The sequence below is a fragment of the Acinetobacter baylyi DSM 14961 = CIP 107474 genome, from assembly GCF_000368685.1.
GTDB classification, from domain to species: Bacteria; Pseudomonadota; Gammaproteobacteria; order Pseudomonadales; family Moraxellaceae; genus Acinetobacter; species Acinetobacter baylyi.
In genome coordinates, this window is the sequence record NZ_KB849628.1 from 1,174,815 (window position 1) to 1,192,079 (window position 17,265).

Annotated in this window: 16 protein-coding genes, 3 tRNA genes and 1 other RNA gene; 9 read left to right on the forward strand and 11 right to left on the reverse strand. The window is 41.0% G+C overall.

The annotated features are described in order from the left end of the window. Positions 1 to 68 precede the first annotated feature (68 nt). The gene (locus tag F952_RS14780) at positions 69 to 530 is read right to left on the reverse strand and encodes a hypothetical protein (RefSeq protein WP_004929402.1); all 462 of its coding nucleotides are present in this window, start codon (positions 528 to 530) and stop codon (positions 69 to 71) included. A 272-nt stretch (positions 531 to 802) separates the two neighbouring features. Between F952_RS14780 and F952_RS14785 the strand changes: the two genes are divergently transcribed. Further along, positions 803 to 2,428, forward strand: coding sequence for an NAD+ synthase (locus F952_RS14785; RefSeq protein WP_004929407.1), 1,626 nt, complete (start codon positions 803 to 805; stop codon positions 2,426 to 2,428). Next, positions 2,421 to 3,458: a hypothetical protein gene (locus F952_RS14790; RefSeq protein WP_004929410.1), complete on the forward strand. Its 1,038-nt coding sequence runs from the start codon at positions 2,421 to 2,423 to the stop codon at positions 3,456 to 3,458. The genes F952_RS14785 and F952_RS14790 overlap by 8 nt, the downstream gene beginning before the upstream one ends. Positions 3,459 to 3,511: 53 nt before the next feature. Here F952_RS14790 and F952_RS14795 read toward each other — a convergent pair whose 3' ends face one another. From F952_RS14795 to coaD, 6 genes are all read right to left on the reverse strand, one after another. Then, a complete protein-coding gene (locus tag F952_RS14795) occupies positions 3,512 to 4,690 on the reverse strand; it encodes a hypothetical protein (RefSeq protein ID WP_004929412.1) in 1,179 nt (392 codons plus the stop codon). 145 nt (positions 4,691 to 4,835) lie between these two features. After that, positions 4,836 to 4,912: transfer RNA gene (locus F952_RS14800), tRNA-Met, on the reverse strand. Positions 4,913 to 5,140: 228 nt separating this feature from the next. Then, positions 5,141 to 5,217: transfer RNA gene (locus F952_RS14805), tRNA-Met, on the reverse strand. A gap of 62 nt (positions 5,218 to 5,279) precedes the next feature. Beyond that, positions 5,280 to 5,635: RNase P RNA component class A (gene rnpB, locus F952_RS16610), an RNA gene on the reverse strand. Positions 5,636 to 5,662: 27 nt separating this feature from the next. Continuing rightward, on the reverse strand, positions 5,663 to 5,926 hold the full coding sequence (locus F952_RS14810; RefSeq protein WP_004929416.1) for a YfhL family 4Fe-4S dicluster ferredoxin: 264 nt from the start codon (positions 5,924 to 5,926) through the stop codon (positions 5,663 to 5,665). A gap of 1 nt (position 5,927) precedes the next feature. After that, positions 5,928 to 6,419 carry a pantetheine-phosphate adenylyltransferase gene (gene coaD / locus F952_RS14815; RefSeq protein WP_004929418.1) on the reverse strand — a complete coding sequence of 164 codons (492 nt, stop codon included), beginning with the start codon at positions 6,417 to 6,419 and terminating at the stop codon, positions 5,928 to 5,930. Between the two features lie 141 nt (positions 6,420 to 6,560). Here coaD and smpB point away from each other — a divergent pair, with 141 nt between their 5' ends. Then, positions 6,561 to 7,037, forward strand: a complete 477-nt coding sequence (smpB, locus tag F952_RS14820; protein ID WP_004929420.1) for an SsrA-binding protein SmpB — start codon at positions 6,561 to 6,563, stop codon at positions 7,035 to 7,037. Positions 7,038 to 7,078: 41 nt separating this feature from the next. On the opposite strand, the gene F952_RS14825 is transcribed toward smpB, so the two are convergent. From F952_RS14825 to rluD, 3 genes are read right to left on the reverse strand one after another with little or no spacing between them, the layout of a single operon-like run. Next, positions 7,079 to 7,630 (reverse strand): flavodoxin family protein, encoded by a 552-nt coding sequence (locus tag F952_RS14825; RefSeq protein WP_004929423.1) that lies wholly within the window; start codon positions 7,628 to 7,630, stop codon positions 7,079 to 7,081. 40 nt (positions 7,631 to 7,670) lie between these two features. Beyond that, positions 7,671 to 8,411 carry a peptidoglycan editing factor PgeF gene (pgeF, locus tag F952_RS14830; protein WP_004929426.1) on the reverse strand — a complete coding sequence of 247 codons (741 nt, stop codon included), beginning with the start codon at positions 8,409 to 8,411 and terminating at the stop codon, positions 7,671 to 7,673. A gap of 14 nt (positions 8,412 to 8,425) precedes the next feature. Beyond that, positions 8,426 to 9,478: a 23S rRNA pseudouridine(1911/1915/1917) synthase RluD gene (rluD, locus tag F952_RS14835; protein WP_004929428.1), complete on the reverse strand. Its 1,053-nt coding sequence runs from the start codon at positions 9,476 to 9,478 to the stop codon at positions 8,426 to 8,428. Between the two features lie 72 nt (positions 9,479 to 9,550). Here rluD and F952_RS14840 point away from each other — a divergent pair, with 72 nt between their 5' ends. Together F952_RS14840 and F952_RS14845 are read left to right on the forward strand one after the other, a co-directional pair. After that, positions 9,551 to 10,606 carry an outer membrane protein assembly factor BamD gene (locus F952_RS14840; RefSeq protein WP_004929430.1) on the forward strand — a complete coding sequence of 352 codons (1,056 nt, stop codon included), beginning with the start codon at positions 9,551 to 9,553 and terminating at the stop codon, positions 10,604 to 10,606. A 151-nt stretch (positions 10,607 to 10,757) separates the two neighbouring features. Further along, positions 10,758 to 12,647 (forward strand): DNA primase, encoded by a 1,890-nt coding sequence (locus F952_RS14845; protein ID WP_004929432.1) that lies wholly within the window; start codon positions 10,758 to 10,760, stop codon positions 12,645 to 12,647. Position 12,648: 1 nt separating this feature from the next. Here F952_RS14845 and hemA read toward each other — a convergent pair whose 3' ends face one another. Next, positions 12,649 to 13,944 carry a glutamyl-tRNA reductase gene (gene hemA, locus F952_RS14850; protein ID WP_004929436.1) on the reverse strand — a complete coding sequence of 432 codons (1,296 nt, stop codon included), beginning with the start codon at positions 13,942 to 13,944 and terminating at the stop codon, positions 12,649 to 12,651. 87 nt (positions 13,945 to 14,031) lie between these two features. Between hemA and F952_RS14855 the strand changes: the two genes are divergently transcribed. The 4 genes from F952_RS14855 to F952_RS14870 all read left to right on the forward strand — a co-directional run bounded on the left by F952_RS14855 (position 14,032) and on the right by F952_RS14870 (position 17,247). Beyond that, positions 14,032 to 15,735: a tetratricopeptide repeat protein gene (locus tag F952_RS14855; RefSeq protein ID WP_004929439.1), complete on the forward strand. Its 1,704-nt coding sequence runs from the start codon at positions 14,032 to 14,034 to the stop codon at positions 15,733 to 15,735. Between the two features lie 3 nt (positions 15,736 to 15,738). Further along, positions 15,739 to 16,320 (forward strand): lipoprotein insertase outer membrane protein LolB, encoded by a 582-nt coding sequence (lolB, locus tag F952_RS14860; protein ID WP_004929441.1) that lies wholly within the window; start codon positions 15,739 to 15,741, stop codon positions 16,318 to 16,320. 14 nt (positions 16,321 to 16,334) lie between these two features. Then, the gene (gene ispE, locus F952_RS14865; protein WP_004929443.1) at positions 16,335 to 17,174 is read left to right on the forward strand and encodes a 4-(cytidine 5'-diphospho)-2-C-methyl-D-erythritol kinase; all 840 of its coding nucleotides are present in this window, start codon (positions 16,335 to 16,337) and stop codon (positions 17,172 to 17,174) included. Further along, positions 17,173 to 17,247 (forward strand) — tRNA-Gln (locus tag F952_RS14870). The genes ispE and F952_RS14870 overlap by 2 nt, the downstream gene beginning before the upstream one ends. Positions 17,248 to 17,265: the final 18 nt, after the last annotated feature.

Genomic DNA, 17,265 nt, shown 5'->3' on the forward strand with positions numbered 1-17,265 from the left:
TTTTCGAAAGAAGAGCAACTTAAAAGACCGCCTAGTGCGGTCTTTTTTATTTTGATGATTGACTAAGATCATATATTGTTACGCGAGACAAATGGAATACAGGCAGCTAAATCATCACAATCTTGTCGATAGTGTTTTTTCAAAAAATAATCCTGTACCATCTGCGCTTGCTGTTCTATACCATAATGCAAAAACTGCTTTCCCTGCTGCAAAACGTACTGATATTTTCTTTCAAAAATTCCTTTTCGGATTAACTTTATGCCTTGCTGATACTGCCAAACATGCACGAGCTCATGAATCAGCCAAGACTGTTTCTCAATCGATTGTGTCGAAAAATCATCACACCAATCCGCAATATTAAAATAAATATGACCATTTGGGCTGATTGCATAATGTTTGATGATCAGACGATGCGCATAGATACAAATCGACTTCAGATCAAGATGATCAGCAAATATCGCATGGGCAAGGCGAATTTCTCCGACAGTAAGAGAGCGCTTTCGAAGGATCAGAAATTTATGCATCAACATTATTGTTCAATAGCCACTATTAGATTGATCATGCAGGAATAACCGACTTAATAGAAAGAAAATTAACAACAAATAAAAAAATAATAAAAAACGATAAATCTTGTTATTTTTACGCAGAAAAAGTTTTGATTAGTATATATTATCCATCTTGCACTGTTTTTCAATTATATTGACTTTTTTGTGTTATCCCATACGTCGAAACGTTGCATAATGACAACGACAAAATCAACTGCTGACGTATATCTGTGCTATCGATCTAGGACTAGGTTTGAATGAAAAGTTTTAAAATTGCCCTTGCTCAATTTTCACCGCATATTGGCAATATTGATTCAAATGCTCAAAGAATGGTTGAGCAAGCAAATGAAGCTAAAAAACAAAATGCTGACTTAATTATTTTTCCAGAACTTTCTGTGATTGGCTATCCCGCAGAAGATCTTCTTTTACGTCCAAATTTAAACAAACGGATGCAGAAGGCATTTCAGCAACTCAAGGAAGTTAAAGATATTGTCATGGTGTTTGGGTTTGTTCATCAAACCGAAGAAGGTCATCGTTACAATTCTGCAGCTGTCATGAAAGATGGTGTTGTTCTGGGTGTTTACAACAAACACAATTTACCAAACTATAGTGTGTTTGATGAAAAACGCTATTTTAGTCCTGGTCATCAGCACTTGGTGTTTGAATACCTTGGACATAAATTTGGTGTTTTGATTTGTGAAGATATCTGGTCGATCAATACGGTTAAGCAACTCTCTAAGTTGAATGTTGAAACTGTTCTGGTTCTAAACGCATCTCCTTATGAAGTAGGTAAACCACAGCATCGTGTCCAAACATTGACTGAGCTATCTAAGCAGCTCAATGTTCATCTGGTTTATCTCAATCAAGTGGGTGGTCAGGATGATCTAATTTTTGATGGTAGCAGCTTTATTATCAATCACGATGGAGAAGTCGCATTTCAGGCGCCAAGCTTCAAAGAAGAGCTGTACTACAGTGAATTTGATATTGAACAAAAGCGCTATAAAAAAATTGACCCTGCCCCCGCACTTGATACCATTGCTGAAATCTATCAAAGTTTGGTCATGGCAACGCGTGACTACGTTCAACGCTCAGGCTTCTCAGGCGTAATTCTAGGTTTGTCTGGCGGTATCGATTCTGCTTTAACGCTCGCCATCGCGGCCGATGCGATTGGTGCAGACAAAGTACAGGCCGTCATGATGCCATATACTTATACATCTCAGATTAGTGTTGAAGATGCAACCGAACAAGCGCGTCGTATGGGTGTAACTTTCGGAATTGCCGAGATTCATCCAATCGTCAATAGTTTTATGCAAACGCTCTACCCGTTCTTTGGAAATGCGCCTGCGGATGCAACTGAAGAAAACTTGCAAGCACGTGCTCGTGGTACGTTGTTAATGGGATTGTCCAATAAATTTGGTAATTTAGTCTTATCAACAGGAAATAAATCTGAGCTTGCTGTGGGTTATTGCACACTTTACGGTGACATGGTGGGTGGCTTTGCTGTTCTTAAGGATGTGTATAAAACCATCGTATTTGAACTCGCAAAATACAGAAACACTCTGAGTGAAACACCTGTTATTCCAGAACGTGTGATTACTCGTCCGCCATCGGCAGAATTGCGCCCCGATCAGAAAGATCAGGATTCGCTACCTGCTTATGATATTCTTGATGCAATTCTTTATGCTTATATTGAAGAAGATCAAAGTCAGTCAGATATCATTGCCAAAGGCTTCGACAAAGAAGTCGTTGAAAAAGTGATTCGCCTGGTTGATCGAAATGAATATAAACGCCGTCAAGGTGCAATTGGCCCGCGTATTAGCTCACGTGCTTTTAGTCGAGAGCGTCGTTACCCTATCGTAAATGGCTGGAGACCCGATGACTAAGGATCAGACATCATCTAGCGAACAACTTGCTCAAGCACTTTTGCTTGAGCAAGTTCGTTATTATCAACAACAACTTTCTGCAGATCACTCTCCCGAATATATTCAGCATATTTGTCATTTAATTTTTCAGTCCACTCAATACCTTAATCTCAATCAAGTGGTAGACCTTGAACAACTTCAAGCCGTTGTACAGCGTTATGCACTTGAAATGCAGCTAGGTGCGGATTTGCTGGAATTTATTGGTGAAGTTTCTAAACAGATTTTCATCTCTGCATTAAAATCTTCCTCTACCCTGAATGATCTGATTTCAGATCATCAATTTGAAATTTGGCTGTCCAAATTTTTAGAGCTTGAACATGTGCGTGTATATCTGAATAATTTCTTGCGTGATAGTCCTGCTATTCAGCAGCTTTGTCATTTTATTGCGACCACTGTTATTCAGAAAAAGCTTCCTGGTTTTTTACAAAATCCTAATTTTCAAGAACATCATACACAACATCCTCATTCTAGCTGGCAACAGCGGATCAAACGTTTTTCACTCAAGCAACAACAGCGAATTGAACAGAAACTCGAAGATTATCTCGCTACATTTATTCAGGAGCAATTGGCTGAGCTGACTATTTTATCCAATGATGATCTGGAAGATTTGATTCGAAATATTTGGGATGATTTAAAAGAAAAAACGGTTTATCAATATATTTCAAAGATTGATCCACTGGATGTAGAAGAGTTTTTTGTCTTGATCTATGAGTATTGGAAGGAATTACGTCAACAACCCTTTATGCAAAATCTAATTCTTCGAGGTGTCGAAGTATTTTATCGATTTTATGAACATGAGACGCTGCAAGACTTACTTTATGGCATTGGTTTGAATGAAAGCGATATTAAGACTGAAGCTTTACGATTCTACCCCAAAGTACTTCGAGCATTTGAGCAACAAAATCTACTTGAACCATTACTGATGCAGATTTTAAAGCCATTTTATATTCGCCCTGCGACACTGGCATTGATTGAGCAACATCAAAATTAAAGACTACATGTTCAAGCATCATACAACTGCTTGAACATGCCTCTTTTTATCATTTAAAAGTAATAGCCAAGCGCTAGATATAGCATTCGATTCCAGCCATTATGATCACCTTGTGCCAATCCATCACTGCTTGCACCTGTCATTGGATCATTACGGCTCCAGATGTATTCACCCTGAATACCAATTGCTTTATAATTAAAAGACACACCTGCAATTAAACGATCAGAATCCTGATACCCCGACTGCTGTTTAAAGAGTCGACTATAGGACACATAAGGTTTGATATTCCCAATTTTGTAAAATGGTTGATTAAAACTATAATTGATCTCATTGACCAAATATTTTGTTTTGTTAGCCAACTGATAGTTAGAATCAAATGCCCCCAATGTAGAGGTATCGGGCTGCATGTCATCACGATTATTGACCGATTGCTTACCTGCCAAAAACATCCACTGCCAAGCATTATATTGTGTTTGCGCAAAGACGTTCCAACTATGGCGTGAGCCACTCAGGCCATTTTTCTTATTTTTAAGATCAGAATACCAAAATGATGTCCCAACTTCGGTAGATAATCCCTCTACAGCATTCATATGAAAATTTTTGGACATTCGACCAATCCACATATTCCGCTCTTCAAGATAAGTTCCTGTTGTCAAATCATCAGCTTTAACAAAGGCAGGACTATAACGACTCGAATCTTGAGATGTACCTTTATAATTACCACCATCTGTCGGATAAAAACCTAAGCCTAGATGATAATCATCATGATTGATCTGATAGCGTAAACCAAGTGCAGATACATCTTCAAAGCCAACCGTATTCATGAGGGTTTCATAGTAACTACTCCCCCAAAAGCGTCCGAAACCAAATTCCACAGGCTGTAATCCGATGCTCACGCGCTGCTGATCAGAAATCTTGTACCCAACCCATGCATCACTCAAAAAAACCGCATCACAGAGTTCATCGTATTCATAACAACGTGCATCGAGTGCCGCCAGCCATTTCGGATTTTCATAGTTTAAATTAAGCTTGATATCAGCCAGTCGCCAGTTGTTATTTGACCCCTCATTGGCTTCATCTTGAAAATCTTTGCTGAGATAACGCGTGCGGATGGCACCCGATACTTTGACCTGCCCCGCTTCGGCCTTTGGGTCGCCCCAGCTAAGATCTTGTGCATATACAACGGGGGTAAATGCAATTGTTGTTGTAAGTAGTAATAATGACTTATTCATGCCATAACATCCTTTTGAGTGGGTGATGAAAATGCATAAGTTCGGTTGGAATTAGAAAACTAAAACAGTGAACTTGAATGTGAAATAAAAATCTAAAAAAGATAAATAAAAAAAAAGATCACGTAAGGTACATGATCTTTAAAAATGGTGGCTATGACGGGACTTGAACCTGTGACCCCCGCATTATGAGTGCGGTGCTCTAACCAACTGAGCTACATAGCCATAAACTGTGTGCGCATTATCTATAGAACACAGATGAGCGTCAATAGTTTTACTATTCATCTGCTCAGCAAATATTCAAAAATATCTAAATCCGCTATTTTCCTTACAATTTTAACAATAAAACTAAATGCAATATGACACACGAATACAGCTAGATATTTTGTATAAAATCCATTCGCACTGATAAAAGACATAAAAAAAGACCATGCAGGAGCATGGTCTATAAAATGGTGGCTATGACGGGACTTGAACCTGTGACCCCCGCATTATGAGTGCGGTGCTCTAACCAACTGAGCTACATAGCCGAAAACTGTGCGCGCATTATCTTAAGTTCTCTAAGATACGTCAAGCAAATTTTTCATAAAATTGGTGAAGTGGACCTGTAAGCCGGGTTCTGTCGAGGACGATCATTCCTCTAGGCGTACAATCACTCATACGCTCAAGCGACCTACCCGAATCCAGTACGGGCCGTACCTCAGGATTCCTATTTGGTCTTGCTTCTGGTGGGGTTTACCATGCCGTGAACTGTTACCAGACACGCGGTGCGCTCTTACCGCACCCTTTCACCCTTACCTCACGAATGAGGCGGTCTACTCTCTGCTGCACTTTCCGTCGGCTTTCACCGCCCAGGCGTTACCTGGCACCCTGCCCTATGAAGCCCGGACTTTCCTCCCCTGTTTCAGTCACGAAGACCTCCACAGCAGCGACCGTCCAGTCCACTTCGTGTGCGCATAGTATCAAAGATTTGATCTAATTGCTCGCGCTTTTTTGATCAATTAGTTTTTGATACTTCTGCATGAGTTGATCTTGTGTTTCTTCATGGTCTGGATCTTTGGGGATACAGTCCACTGGACAAAAAAGCTGACATTGTGGCTGATCGAAATGTCCAACACATTCGGTGCATAAATCGGGATGAATTTCATAAATCAATTCACCCATATAGATGGCTTCATTGGGACACACGGGTTCACAGACATCACAATTGATGCATTCTTCAGTGATATATAATGACACGCTACCAACCTTGTTGATGTTTATATTCAAAAGCCTCAACCACAGCCTGAGGCACAAACTTGGCGACATCACCTCTTAGGCGTGCAATTTCACGCACCAGAGTCGATGAAATAAACGAGTACTGTTCTGAAGGCGTTAAAAATACCGCTTCAAAATGATGATCAAGCTGACGATTCATATTGGCCAGTTGAAATTCATACTCAAAATCGGAAACGGCGCGCAACCCACGCAAAACAGCCGTTGCATTTTGTTCACGAAAAAAATTGACCAGCAAGCCATCAAAACCAACAAATTCCACATTGTGCAAGTGACTCAATGATAACTGAGCCAGCTTGACGCGTTCTTCTAAACTAAAAAGAGGTTTTTTATGATGCCCGATTGCAATTGCAACCACAACCTCATCAAACATTCTTGATGCACGGGTGACTAAATCTACATGACCATTAGTAATAGGATCAAATGTGCCTGGATAAATAACACGTGTTTTAGACATCCGGTTGTACTCTAGTTTATTGTGTAAGTCTTAATTCTAGCAAATCTTGATTTCTTAGCGAAGTCACTCCATTAAAATGAAAAAACTTCACCTCGGTCGTTGTTTAAGGCACAATAAGCATAACTTTGGAATTTTAAGATTATGTCGAAAGCAGTAGTAGTTAAAAAAAATAATGGCGGTACCATTGCGCAGAATAAACGCGCCCGACACGATTATTTTATTGAAGAAAAATTTGAAGCAGGTATGTCTTTGCAAGGCTGGGAAGTAAAATCCTTGCGTGCAGGTCGTATGAGCCTTACCGAAAGCTATATCATCTTTAAAAATGGTGAAGCCTACCTATTTGGTGCTCAAATTCAACCGTTGCTTACCGCATCGAGCCATGTTGTGCCTGAAGCCACACGGACACGTAAATTACTACTGTCACGTCGTGAAATTGGTCAACTACTAGGTGCTGTCAATCAGAAAGGTTATTCGTGTGTACCTTTGGCATGTTACTGGAAAGGTCACTTGGTCAAGCTCGAAATTGCACTGGTGAAAGGGAAACAGTTACATGATAAGCGTGCAACCGAAAAAGATCGTGACTGGCAACGTGACAAAGCACGGATTATGCATAAGTAATTTATACAAAAAGCCTTTACTAAGGCTTTTTGTTTGATTGTTTAATGCAAACGGTAAAGTAACCCACCGATATACTCACCAAACCAGATTGCAGTATCCAGATCACCTTGTGGAGGTGTGATTTCGACTGGCGCATTATCTGACTGTGTCATCAATCCCAAACAACTAGCCAATCGATTTAAATCATCTTCGCGATGCCCTGTACTCATTAAGGGCAATCCTGACCACAGCATGCCGTGCTGCATGGCAAAAATATTGATTTGCTGAAGTACAGAAAGCTTATCACCACTTAAGCCACCTGAATTTGCAAACCCTGCTGCCAGCTTGCCTTGCCAGATCCGATCTCGCCAACGCTTAGATGTACTGTCCATAAAACGTTTGAAATCTGCAGAAACACTACCCATATAGGTGGGTGAACCAAAAATAATTCCTTGAGAATGATCCAGAATATCCCAGTCAATATGCTCAATTGGCATAATATGCACGTCGATTCCCATTTTTTGGGCGCCCTGTGCAATATATGCCGCAACTTTTGCCGTATGACCATAAGGACTATGAAAGACGATTGAAAGAGATTTTCTGAGTTGCGACATAATGAGATTTAATCAACCAGTTAGAAAAAGTTTAGCAGCTTTATTGCATGAACACGAATGTTGCCATTCGTCCCGTTTTGGCATGACGACGATAAGAGTAATAATCTTTGTCCTGACGATATGAACATTGATCACCGCCCAAAATCGTTTCCACACCGTGTAACTGTAAAATATAGGTCGCGATCAAATATAAATCTGCCTGAAACTTGCCAAATTGTTTGCCCTGTTCAAATGCAGTGTCGAGTTCTGGATATTTTGCACAAAAGGTTTGCTTCACTTCTTCGCCCACCTCAAAGCATGGCTGGCTAATAGCTGCACCCAGCCATGCATATGCAGGCCCACTGTGCATGGCTTCGATGGTATTTTCAATAATGCCATCTGCTAAGCCCCGCCAGCCTGCATGCAGATTGGCAACTTCAGTACCTGTTCGATTGACCAAAACCACAGGCAAACAGTCGGCTGTCATCATCATGAGGGCATGTTTTTTGCTCTGAGTCACCAATCCGTCACCCGTCAATGCGTTCATGGTCATAGCGTCATTCACGGTATGACAAATGGTGCTGTGCGTTTGAGTCATCCATGTCATTTTATTGACACCGTATTGAGAAAACTCATCCAGCAAAATCATACGATGCTGCTGTACACGAAACGGATCATCATTCACATGCAAGGCTAAGTTAAAACCTTCAAGCTCTGATAAAGGGCTTTGAATAGCTTTAGGATGCTGAATTCTGGTTTGCCCTACATACACACCTGTAGGTAACCCTTTTACAAAATCCATGCTCTGTTCCTTACCTAGTAAGCTGCATTATCTTGACGCAAAACCTCAAGTAACTGGGTAAAATCTTCAGGCCATGGTGCTTCAAACATCATTTCCTCTTGAGTACGAGGATGTACCAAGCCAAGTTTTGAAGCATGTAAAGCCTGACGCTTAAAGCCACGCAATGTCTGGCCCAAACGTTCACTGGCACCTGCTGGCACACGTACGCGACTCATATATACTGGGTCACCCACCAAGCCATGTCCAATATAACTAAAGTGTACACGAATTTGATGAGTACGACCTGTTTCAAGTTGAGCCTGTACTCGGGTAAAGTGTTGGAAACGCTCTTTGACATTGTAATGTGTAACTGCTTCACGCCCACCTGGTAAAATTGCCATTTTGATACGATCTACAGGATGTCGCTTGATTTGCTCATCAATGGTTCCACCCGCAATAATATTGCCATAAACCACCAAATCATAAATTCGATAGACCGACTTATCTGCCAGTTGTTTACTCAATGAAAATTGCGCTTCCAGATTTTTAGCGACAACCAGTAAACCACTGGTGTCTTTATCAATACGGTGAACCAAGCCAGCACGTGAAAGTTCGACAGCTTTCGGGTAATGATAAAGCAATGCATTGACCAGTGTTCCAGATGGATTACCCGCACCTGGGTGCACGACCATTCCTGCGGGTTTATTAATCACCAGAATATCTTGGTCTTCATAAACAATGTCGAGTGGAATATTTTCAGGTTGGCTTGTTGTTTGCGCTTCAAGCTCGACATTAAGTGTCAGAAGCTCATTACCTTCGCAGCGATATTTAGGTTTGACTACTTCGCCATTGACCAGTAGGTGACCATCTTTCATCCATTGTTTAAGTTTTTCTCTTGAGAATTCATTCCAGACGGTTGCAGCGACCTGATCAATACGCTGACCTAAGTAATCTGGATCAAGTTGAACTTGCAACGATAAACGTGTTGCAGTTGTCTCAGAAGTATGGTTATCTGCATCCTCAGAATCTTCGAGTAAATTGAAGTCTGTTTCAGAGAGATTAGTATTAGAAGATTGTGCTGAAGTCATTTGCTCATTGAGATAAAAGTGGTTTAATAGCGCAATTGTAGCTCATTGCCCGTATTAAACAGAGGAGTTTTTATGTCGCTACCACAATATAAGATTACCATGCTTGCCCTTTCTCTTGGCGTAGCGGCTGCAATGGTGGGCTGTAGCAGTAATCCCAAAAAAGAAGTAGTCGATACAGGCCCTCAGTCAAGTGAACAAATTTACTTCCAAAAAGCAGAGAAAGCACTTGATCGTGGACAATATACAGAAGCCGCTAAATCTTTAGAAGCGATAGATACATATTACCCAACAGGCCAGTATGCTGCTCAAGCACAGCTTGATCTACTTTATGTCAAGTTTCAGCAAAAAGAATATGAAACGGTTGTTTCTCAGGCGGATCGTTTTATTCGTTTAAATCCACAACATCCGAATATTGACTATGTTTATTACATTCGCGGTGTAGCCAATATGGAACTGAATTACGACAGTTTGATGCGTTATACTTCGCTTCAACAATCACATCGTGATACCAGCTATATGAAGCTGGCTTATCAGAATTTTGTAGATCTGATCCGTCGCTTTCCAAGTAGTCCATATTCAGTAGATGCCGCTCAACGGATGAAATTTATTGGACAAGAGCTTGCAGAAAGTGAAATGAATGTGGCGCGTTTTAATATCAAACGTAAAGCATGGGTTGCTGCGATTGATCGTGCACAATGGGTTGTAGAACATTTCCCACAAACACCTCAGACACCAGAAGCACTTGCAACTTTAGCTTATGCATACAATGAATTAGGTGATCAGGCAACTTCACAACAATATGTGAATTTGTTAAAGCTAAATTATCCAGATCTTGTACGTGCCAACGGTACGGTCAACTTGCGTGCTGCTCGTCATGATGCGAGCTGGGTCAATCGCGCTACTTTGGGTATTTTTGGTCGTGAAGCTCAAGCCAATGCGTCGCGTGATAGTAGCAATACCACCCCAGAAAGTGATGATAAACGTAGTTGGACCAATCGCCTAAGTTTGGGATTATTGGACAAACCAGCAGCTCAAACCCAGCACACACCAGCCGAAATTCCAAAGCCACCAGTGCAAAGTAGCTCGCAAAATACACAAAACACTGATGGGGCTGATGCTGCCAAATAAACCAGATCAGTGATTATCAATAAAAAAGGGCAGGTTTAATACCTGCCTTTTTATTTTTGCTTACGATCAAAATTCTTTTTTGGCTTTTCATCATATACACTAATAAATTGTTATTTTAAAAACTGCGCTTGTCGTTAGGATATTTCTCGTTATGGCTATTCCTCAGCATACCATTGATCAAATTCTAGATCGGACTGATCTGGTTGAGTTAATAGGCCAGAGAGTCAAACTAAAAAAAACAGGTAGAACCTATTCGGGTTGCTGTCCATTTCATCAAGAAAAAAGCCCTTCTTTCCATGTATATCGAGACAAGGGCTATTACCATTGCTTTGGCTGTCAGGCCAACGGTAATGCCATCCGTTTTTTGATGGATATTGATGGGCGTAACTTTATTGATGTCATGCAGGAACTGTCTAGTAAATCGGGCGTTGAACTTCCTAAAGATAACTTTGAACAAAAGAAACTTTCCTATAAGCGCAATACACAAAAACCAGAACCGAAACCTGTTGTAAATACTGAAAAATCTGCACCATCTCACCATGCTGCAATATCCGAATCATCGGAACAGATTGACGGTTTACAAGCACCCTCTTACTTTGACGATCCATTCGCACAGTTTGATCAAAGCTATATGGGTTTTGAAGATGCCCCTCAAGAAGGCAATCTTTATGACCTATTGGAAAATGTAGCTCAGTTTTATGAAAAACAGCTGCCAAATAGTAATAAGGCACAGCAATATTTTAAACAACGTGGCTTGAGTGCAGAAACTATTCAATTCTGGCGTTTGGGTTATGCACCCGAAGACTGGCAGCACCTTGAAAAAGCCTTTCCTTATGATATCGAAGGATTAAAGCAAGTGGGACTCATCCGCTCAAGTGATAGTGGACGTGACTTTGACCTGCTACGTGAGCGTGTCATCTTCCCGATTCGTGATCATAAAGGGCGTGTGGTCGGTTTTGGCGGTCGTGCGCTGAATGATGAAATCAAGCCTAAATATATCAACTCACCAGACTCCGAGATTTTCCATAAAAACCAGTTACTTTATGGTCTATATGAAGGCAGAAAACTCAAGGCAAAAGACTGGTTAATGGTAGAAGGCTATATGGACGTGATTGCTTTACAGCAATATGGCGTCTATGGTGCGGTAGCAACCTTAGGCACAGCCAGTAATGCTGATCACTTAAATACATTATTTAAACAGAACTCTAGAATCACGATTGCCTTTGATGGCGATGCAGCAGGGCAAAAAGCGGCACGTCGAACCTTGGAAATTGCCCTTCCCTCACTCAACGATGGTCGAGAACTCAAGTTTTTTGTACTTCCCAAAGAGCATGACCCAGACTCGCTCATTCGCCGTGAAGGATTGGAACATTTTCAGCGCTTACTTGAGCAAGCACCCTTACTTTCCGATTTTATTTTTGCACATTTAACACAGCAACATGACATCTCTACGCCTGAGGGCAAAAGTCAGGTCATGGGCGAGCTGCGTGAACTCACAGAGTTATTACCCAAACAAGGCTCTTTTCGCTACCTGCTCACACAATCTTTCCGTGAAAAGCTCGGTTTGGGGCGTAAATGGACGCCTCAAATCAGTCATGATGCCTCGTTATCCTTTAATATCCAGACCAAAGATGAAGATTTTGCTGTAGCATTATTGATGCAGCATCCTTATCTTTATATTCACTTCGAGGCTTTGCGGGCTTTTATTGATCCACAACAATTACTGGCTCAAATATTAGCCATCATTGACCGTGTCTTTGATGAATTACCCGATGATCAGGAACTGGCCACTTATTACGTTTTAGGCGCCTGCAATCAGTTTAGTCATGAAATTGCAGATATCATTGAACGTACCGACATTCAAACCTTAATGAATGCACCAGAAACTGCCGATAAACATGCCAAAGAATATGCGCTGGGCTTGAAAGAAAAATATTTGCGTCAAAAGTTAAAGGCACCTATTTCATTGATTGAATCACGCAATCTACGTCAACAGCTCAATGAATTAAGCAAACAGATCAACTTAAGATTATTATCTTGAATTATCGATCCAGATTGTTTTTAGGCTTGCGCTGATGCTCAAATACGTCTGTCAGTTGTTCTTTCATCCACTCAAAATAATCTGGACTTTCATGCTGTGCTGCCTCTCTGAGCAAAATAGAGGTCGGATGCATCATTTTTTGAGTTAGACGATGGGCGAATTGTTTAAGAACGTCTTCAGCATCATGACCTTTATTCAGATCTGTTAATGCCCGTGCTATCTCATCCTGACTTTGTTGTTGACTGAACTCACGATACATCTGAATTGTACTGCCTGCCTGCTGGATTTTCTGATGGGTGAGCAACTGGCTTGCAAGCTGACTCACCATGACTTCAGCTTCTACTGCAGCCTGTCGGCGTTGCGCCAGATTTTCATCAATCACGCTTTGCAGATCATCTACACCATATAGATAGACGCCATCTAGTGTTTCAACCTTAGAATCAATATCTCGTGGAACAGCCAAATCAACTAGGAGCATTTGGTTATAGCGACGCTTTTTCAGTGCTGCCTTGACATCTTGATAAAAAATCACTTGATGCAGACTTCCAGTACAACTAGACACGACATCTGCACGGTGTAAATTCGCTGCCAACTGATCAAACCCAATAATTTCAACTTCGACCTGATGCGCAATTTCTTGCGCCAGAGACTCGGCACGTTCACGACTACGGTTACAGATAATGACCTTTGCCACACCCATTTCAGCCAAATGCTTGGCAACGAGCGTATTCATTTCACCCGCAGCAACCATCATGACAGTAAGTTTTTCAGGATTACTAAATACCTGTAATGCCAATTGAGCTACAGCATAACCCATCGAAACAGCATGGCTTCCCACAGCAGTTTCTGAACGAACCCGCTTGGCTGCATAAAATGCGTATTCAAAAATACGATTTAGGTCGCGTGACACTGTATGGCTTTCTTTGGACAGTGCCAAGGCACTTTTAACCTGCCCCAAAATTTGAGGCTCACCTAACATAAGGGAATCTAAGCCACTTGCAACACGCATCAGATGTGTAACAGCCTGTGCATCTTCGTAACGATAAACATGATGAAGAAGCTGTTTAATATCAATACCATTTGTTTGGGCGAGCCAATTTAGCAGTATGTCAGCATGTTCTGTCATGGCATAGACTTCTGTGCGATTACACGTCGACACCACCACCATATCATTTAAATGGGCATGATTACGCTGCTGAGCTAGCAAGTCCTTTAAACGTTCAGCATTGAACGCGACTTGTTCTCTCAACTCGACAGAAGCAGTTTGATGGTTGACACCCAATGCAAAGAAAGACATATCAGATCATCATTTCGCTAAATTTATGCTATTGTGCAATATCGGTGTCATAAAAAGCATTACTTGGATTACTAAAAATTGCGACAAATGAATAACCGGTTCAACGGTACGTCCATTAAACAATATTCTACCACATTCTTGTTGCTAGGTAGCATGGCTTCCGCTGCCCATGTTCGAGCTGCGGATGAATTTCATCCAAATTCGTTTAATAGTGAAGCCCTCAAACAAAGCATGATTGCCGAGTTTGCACTGGCATATGACGATGTTCCAACTGCAATTCATAACTATACTGTACTCGCAATCAAAAGTAATTCAACCAGTATTAAACAACGTGCCCTCGATATTGCACTTGAATACAATGACTTGAAAGCCGCACTTGATATTGCAACCCATTGGGTTGTACAAGAGCCTGAGGACGTTCCAGCAATGTTTTATTTGGCACATATTGCCTTACGCGCACATGAATATAAGCTCGCAGCAAATACACTCGATAAAATTCTAAATATTGATCCTAATGCCGACCTGGAACAAATCCTGGCTGGAATTGCGCCAGAATCTAAAGAAGATCGCGAAAACTTGCTTGAAACACTCAAAACCAGTAAAGAAAAAGAAAATCCTTCAATTCTGGTGATGATTGCTGGTCTTGAAGCACAAAATGGACATCTACAAGATGCACTAATCAATACAAACCGTGCTTTAAGAAAACGGCCCAAAGTGACAGGTTTTATCTTGATGAAAGCCAATCTATTGATTGGTCTCAATGATATTGAGGGCGCACAAAAATGGTATGCCAAATCCAGTAAACGTCATCGTGATAATCTAGATATCCGTCTGGCAGAAGCACGTTTCTTAATTCGCCACAATGAATCAGAGCTGGCGCTGAAAAAACTTGAAGACATTATCAAAACCTGGCCAGATGCCGAAGATGCCAAATTCATCGCAGGGCTAACCAGTATTGATTTGAAACAGTATGAAAAAGCCGAACAATATCTGGTCGATCTGCGCTATTCTGCAAAGTATCAAAATGATGCCTATTATTATCTGGCCGTCAATGCAGAACGCAAACAGCATTTTGAGACAGCAAAAGCCTATTATCGCTTGGTCGACGGCAGCCTATACGTCGTTTCTAGACGCAATCTGGTGTCAATTTTTGAAAAGCAGGGTAATTTAAACGACGCCTTGCGTTTTTTGACACAAGAACGGGTCAATTATCCACAGCATGCCAGTTTTCTCTATCAGGCACAGGCCGAAATTTTAAAAAAGACCGGAAATAAAAAAGCTGCTTTACGCCTGCTGGATGAAGCTATAAAAAATATCTCTGATGATCCAGAACTTATTTATGCAGAAGTCTTATTACTCGATCCGTTCTCAGATCGAGATAAGCTAGATCGTACACTTAAACAGCTTCTATTGATTGAACCCAATAGTCCAACCTATTTGAATGCTTACGCATACACCCTGGCCTTACAAAATCGACGCTTAGATGAAGCACGTCAGTATGCAGAACTTGCATTAGAATATGCACCTGAGCAGGCATCCATTCTGGATACTTTAGGCTATATTGCTTTTTTACAAAATGACTATGCAGCAGCAGCCACTTCATTAGGCAAAGCATACACGCTCAGCAATAACGTTAATATTGGAATACGTTTTGCTAAAGCCTTGTATATGCAAGGAAATCTCACAGAATTTAGCGAAGTGTTACAACAGCTCAAAGAAAAAAATGCAAATGATCCACAATTAAAACAGCTTGATGCGTTAATTTTACCGACAGTGACTAAAAAGAGTTAATTTATGTTTAAAACATCTCAACTTTCAATCGCATTATGCTGTACAAGTGCTTTATTGTTTAGCGGCTGTCAACACATTATAAAACCTCAGTCAGCACCGAGTACAGCTCAAGCTGAACAACCTAATGAATTTGATTTACAAGGTAAAATTGGTGTACGCACACCTCAACAATCTGGAAGTGCCTTTTTTACGTGGTCACAGCATCAAGATGATTTTGATATCGAGCTCAGCGGTATCCTGGGCGTAGGTAAAACACAAATTGAGGGCAAACCAGGTGAAGTCACTCTAAATAGTGCCAAGACTGGCTTAATTACCGCCTCCAGCCCAGAAGAACTACTAAAACGTGCAACAGGCTGGGATGCACCCATCACCCATATCGTAAGCTGGGTACAAGCTAAGCCAGCAACACTTTTAGCAAAAACCATGCAAGATGATCAGGGTCGAATCAAGGATATTCAGGAAGATGGCTGGAATGTCAATCTAAGTTATAATGCCCAGCAAACTCTTCCCAATAAACTGATTTTAAAGCAGTCACTTGCAGATAATCAGGAAAACCGTATTACAATGATTATTCAAAATCGTTAAGTCAAGTTGGGTTTATGATTCGTGTAGCATCCCCTGCCAAAATTAATTTATTTTTGCATATTACAGGCCGTCGTAATGACGGCTATCACGAGTTACAAAGTATTTTCCAACTAATCGATCTTTACGACTGGATGACTTTCACACCTCGAACTGAAGCCGAAGATAATTTAAGCATTACAGGCATTGAACAAGTCGATCTTGAACAAAACCTGATTTTTCGTGCGGCTCAACTGCTTAAACTGTATGCAAAAAAATATTGCGGTCTGAATATTCAGATTGAAAAGCAGATTCCGATGGGTGCAGGTCTGGGTGGTGGTTCATCCAATGCCGCAACAACACTTCTGGTCTTAAATCAGCTCTGGGATTGTGGCTTAAATCTCGATCAATTGGCAGCTTTGGGTGTGAAACTAGGTGCCGATGTTCCTATTTTTATTTATGGTAAAAATGCATGGGCTGAAGGCATTGGAGAGAAACTTACTTTTGTGGATTTAGATCAAAAACAATACATTATTTTGAAACCTGACTGTTTTATCAGCACCCAATTGCTTTTTTCACAAAAAACGTTGACAAGAGATTCCAATCGCACTACATTTTGCGCCTATCAGTTAAAGCCTTCTGATTTTGGAAATAACTTTGAAGCTCTTGCTCGTAGTCTATATCCAGAAGTAGAAGAAGCAATGCAATATCTTGATCAGTTTGGTCAGGCAAAGCTTACAGGTACAGGTGCTTGTGTTTTTACTGAGGTCACTCCTGAAATGAATGTGAGCGAAATTGTTCAACATGCACCATGTAAATCTTATGTGGTACATAGCTTGAACAAATCACCATTATCTCATTTCATGACTGATATTTAGGGGCGTCGCCAAGTGGTAAGGCACCGGGTTTTGATCTCGGCATCCGTTGGTTCGAATCCAGCCGCCCCTGCCATTACACCTGTGAATTCTG